Below are 3984 nucleotides of genomic sequence, written 5' to 3'. Positions count from 1 at the left end.
AATTTAATTTCTTATTGTACTGTGATTCCAATTTTAATTTTGATTAATTTGAATACTTCAAATTTTCAGTGGTTTTGGTTTCCAATGTTAGGTTGGGGAATGGGATTAACTTTTCATGCATTGGAAACTTTTGGATATAGTAAATCTTGGGAAGAGCGAAAAATAAACGAATTTATGAACAAAGAGAACAATAACTTAAAAACATGGAAATAATTATGGAAACAAATCAATTCGACTTAAAAAAATATGAAAATGCAAAAAAAAGAGTGAAAGAACTCAAAGGTTTTTACAGTCATTTAGCTAGTTACATTCTTATAATTTCTTTTTTGTGTTTTATCAATCTTCGTTTTTCACCAGAACACATCTGGTTTTATTGGCCAATGTTAGGATGGGGAATAGGTTTGTTTTTCCATGCTGTTGGTGTTTTCAATATCATTCCATTTTTTGGGAAAGATTGGGAAGATAAAAAAATAACAGAAATAATGGAAAAGGAGAAACAAACAAAATGGGAATAATAGTATTCCAATTAATAACATGAAATCATGAATACACAAGACGAAATCAAATATCAAGAAGCTTTAAAAAGAGTTAAAAAACTTAAAGGATTTTATACACACTCAATTGTTTATATTTTTATAAATATATTGATATTTTTTCTTAATGTCGAAAATTTAGAGCAAGGCGAAAGTTATTTTCAGTTTAAGAATTTCATGACTGCTTTCTTTTGGGGAATTGGTTTGTTAGCGCACGCAATGTCAACATTTTTACCTTATTTTATTTTAGGAAAAGATTGGGAAGAACGCAAAATTAAAGAGTTGATGGAGAAAGAAAAAGCGAATAAGTGGGAGTAATTATGGAAACAACATTTACTATTTTGCTTCTAATTCATATCGTGTCGGGAAGTATTGGTTTAATTACTGGAACTATAAATTTAATTCGTAAAAAAGGAGATAAACCACATAAAAAATTTGGCTTTTTTTTTCTATCCGGAATGCTGATAAATGGGGTTTCAGGTTTGTTAATGTCACTAATTCATTTCAATTTTTTTCTTTTTATTGTAGGTGTTTTTTCAATTTATATGGTCAGCACAGGACAAAGATATCTTTCATTGAAAACTATATTACCAACTCAAAAAGCACTTAAAATTGATTGGATACTTAGCGCAGGAATGTTTCTTTTTGGGATAGGATTTATTATTTATGGTGTACTTTTACTCTTATCTTCTAATAATTTTGGAATAGTTTTATTAGTTTTCGGATTTATAAGTATTTCGATGGTTTATCAAGATTTTAAAAATTATCAAGGTCGAAACTCAAATAAAAACTTTTGGTTATTAGTACATATTCAAAGAATGATGGGTTCCTATATTGCTGCTATGACTGCTTTCATTGTAGTGAATAATACCATTTTACCAGGAATAGTAGCGTGGCTTTTGCCTACAGTAATAGTAACACCGTTAATTTTTAAATGGTCAAGAAAATATAAAATTGTAAGTAAAAATATATAGAACTACAAAAATGAGTAGTAACAACTTAAAATTTAGTAATGAAAAATATAAAACAAAAAATTAATAGATTTTCACTTGCAATAAACAGCAGTTTAATAGCAATAACTACTTTTATTATAGCAACATTACTACACGAAACATCACATTTTATGCTTTCTTTTTTTATTGGTTTAAAAGCTGAATTACATCACAATTTTGTAATTGTTAATAATGCCTCTAAACTTCAAGAAATCTACATTGCTGCCATCGGGCCAGTTATGTCTTTGTTTTTTGGGATTGTTTTTTTATTTATTTCAATAAAATTGACTTTGCCATCAATTAAAAAATTATTTTTTTTATGGTTAGGTTTAAACAATTTATTAATGTTTTTAGGTTATATGCTTGTTGCACCTTTTGTAAAATCTGGAGATACAGGAAAGGTATTAGATTATTTTAATGTACCTTTTTATCTGTCATTATTGTTATCAATACTTTTTTTGATTATCATGATATTTATATTTAAAAATATTGTTTCTGAATTTAAATATTACAAATCTGAAGATGATTTCAATAAAATTGATAATTCAATTAATTTATTTTTAATTCCTATACTAAGTTCAATTGTAGTAAACTCTTTATTGATATATCCATCATCAACTATATTCAGTTATTTACCTACTTTATTTACGCCGTTAGCATTTTTAAGTACATATTTTAAATACAATCGTTCAACAATTAGCACTCCTGTTTTTAGTGTAAATAAAATTTCAATAAATTGTTTATTCCTTTTTATTATATTCACAATATTTTTTAGACTATTTAATTAATGAATATCATAATCATCGAAGACGAAAAGCCAGCAGCGCGATTATTGCAGCGTAAAGTGGAAAAACTTGGACTAAAAGTAACAAAAATGCTTCATTCTGTGGAGGAATCAATTGCTTGGTTTCGAAATAATTCGCACCCTGATTTGATTTTTTTGGATATTCAATTATCTGATGGGTTATCTTTTGAACTTTTTGAACAAATTGAGATTAAAAGTGCGGTGATTTTTACTACAGCTTATGACGAATATGCGTTGCGCGCTTTTAAACTCAATAGCATTGATTACTTATTAAAACCAATTGACGAAGACGAACTTTCAACTGCCATTTCAAAATTCAAAAATCAATTTCAAAAAAATACGATTTCGAGTTTAGATTTTGAAGCCATTAAACGTATGTTGGTTAATCCGGTGGAAAAAGAATATAAAACGCGATTTTCAGTGAAAATTGGACAACAAATAAAAGTAATTCCTATTGATGAAATTGAATGTTTTTATAGCGAAAACAAAGGCACGTATATTCACACTTTGGACAATCGAAATTATTTAACAGATGTTACTTTAGAGGTTTTAGAAACTGAAATAAATCCGAAAGATTTTTATCGTGTAAGCCGAAAATTCATTATTTCGTTGAAAGCCATAAAAGAAATTCAAATGTATTCCAATTCGCGGTTGAAAATTAGTTTAACTTCTTATTCAGATGATGAAATAATTGTAGCCAGAGAACGCGTTAGTGAATTTAAAAATTGGATTGGTTAATGTATTATTGTTTTTCGAATTCCAATTAAAACAAACAGCAATAAAGAATAAAAAGTAAAAAATGGTGCAATAAATTCAATCCAACCTAATGGCAACATGATGGCAATAATCAGTAATTGAAAGCCTAATCCATAAAGTGAAAGTAGCGTCATAAACCAATTCGGGAATGTTTTTACTTTATATGCCTCAGCATCTAAAAAGTGGATAATTTTATCGAATATACTGTACACTATGGTGTAAATGCCAAATAAAATATTCACAGCTTGTTGCGTTTCACCAGGTAATGCTTTTGGGGTTTTATATTCAAAAATCTTGCTGGTAGAATCCCCTCCAACCGATTTATTTCTTAAAATCACATAGTAATAATTGTAAAGTGTGCCTTGCAATTGAATGCTAATAAATGCGAGTAATGCCAACCAAATCGAAGTTTTTGACACATAACAAATGGACATAAAAAACAGAAAGTTTAAGATAATATCAAATACACTATCTAAATATCTTCCTACATAAGAAGGCGTGTTTTTTAGTCTGGCCAATTCGCCATCGGCAGCATCAATTCCCGATTTTAAAATGATGAAAAACGCTGCAGCGAAATAATACTGGTTTAAAATACAATAGATTGCAATTAGTCCAGAAATTCCAAATAAAAGCGTAACGTGAATGGGTGTAAAACGGGTTTTTTTTAAGGAATTAGCCAAAAGTTTACCAAAAGATCTTCCGTAATCAGATAAATCTAAAAATTTATCTTGTGCTGCGAGTTTAGACATTAATTAAATCTAAAGAACTGTGACAATATAGTCGGACTGCAAAAGTAATATTATTTTTCTGTTATTTTTTTATTTTCTAACAGTAAATAAAATTGTACGCTGAATAAGAAAGTTGCCAATACTAAATGTATAGTTTGACTTCCGAAAGG

The 3984-nt window shown here is 28.2% G+C and carries 7 protein-coding genes; 6 read left to right on the top strand and 1 reads right to left on the bottom strand.

Going from position 1 to position 3984, the window contains the following annotated elements; genetic code table 11:
- From KA468_RS10805 to KA468_RS10780, 6 genes are all read left to right on the top strand, one after another.
- Positions 1-213 (top strand): 2TM domain-containing protein (locus tag KA468_RS10805; RefSeq protein ID WP_291242941.1); only part of this gene is annotated, 213 nt, incomplete at its 5' end.
- Between the two features lie 2 nt (positions 214-215).
- Positions 216-515, top strand: coding sequence for a 2TM domain-containing protein (locus KA468_RS10800; protein WP_291242940.1), 300 nt, complete (start codon positions 216-218; stop codon positions 513-515).
- A gap of 27 nt (positions 516-542) precedes the next feature.
- Entirely contained in the window at positions 543-851 is a 309-nt protein-coding gene (locus KA468_RS10795; protein WP_291242939.1) for a 2TM domain-containing protein, read from the top strand.
- 2 nt (positions 852-853) lie between these two features.
- Positions 854-1507, top strand: coding sequence for a hypothetical protein (locus tag KA468_RS10790; protein WP_291242938.1), 654 nt, complete (start codon positions 854-856; stop codon positions 1505-1507).
- 38 nt (positions 1508-1545) lie between these two features.
- Positions 1546-2313: a hypothetical protein gene (locus KA468_RS10785; protein ID WP_291242937.1), complete on the top strand. Its 768-nt coding sequence runs from the start codon at positions 1546-1548 to the stop codon at positions 2311-2313.
- Complete coding sequence (locus KA468_RS10780; protein ID WP_291242936.1) at positions 2313-3068, top strand: LytTR family DNA-binding domain-containing protein; 756 nt, start codon at positions 2313-2315, stop codon at positions 3066-3068. The genes KA468_RS10785 and KA468_RS10780 overlap by 1 nt, the downstream gene beginning before the upstream one ends.
- On the opposite strand, the gene KA468_RS10775 is transcribed toward KA468_RS10780, so the two are convergent.
- Positions 3065-3835 (bottom strand): CDP-alcohol phosphatidyltransferase family protein, encoded by a 771-nt coding sequence (locus KA468_RS10775; protein ID WP_291242935.1) that lies wholly within the window; start codon positions 3833-3835, stop codon positions 3065-3067. The two genes, KA468_RS10780 and KA468_RS10775, sit on opposite strands and share 4 nt — an antisense overlap.
- Positions 3836-3984: the final 149 nt, after the last annotated feature.

Origin of the sequence: Flavobacterium sp., assembly GCF_017985075.1 — a bacterium.
Classification (GTDB): Bacteria; Bacteroidota; Bacteroidia; order Flavobacteriales; family Flavobacteriaceae; genus Flavobacterium.
Note: the sequence above shows the minus strand (reverse complement) of the source record. Positions and strands in the feature narration are given on the sequence as shown.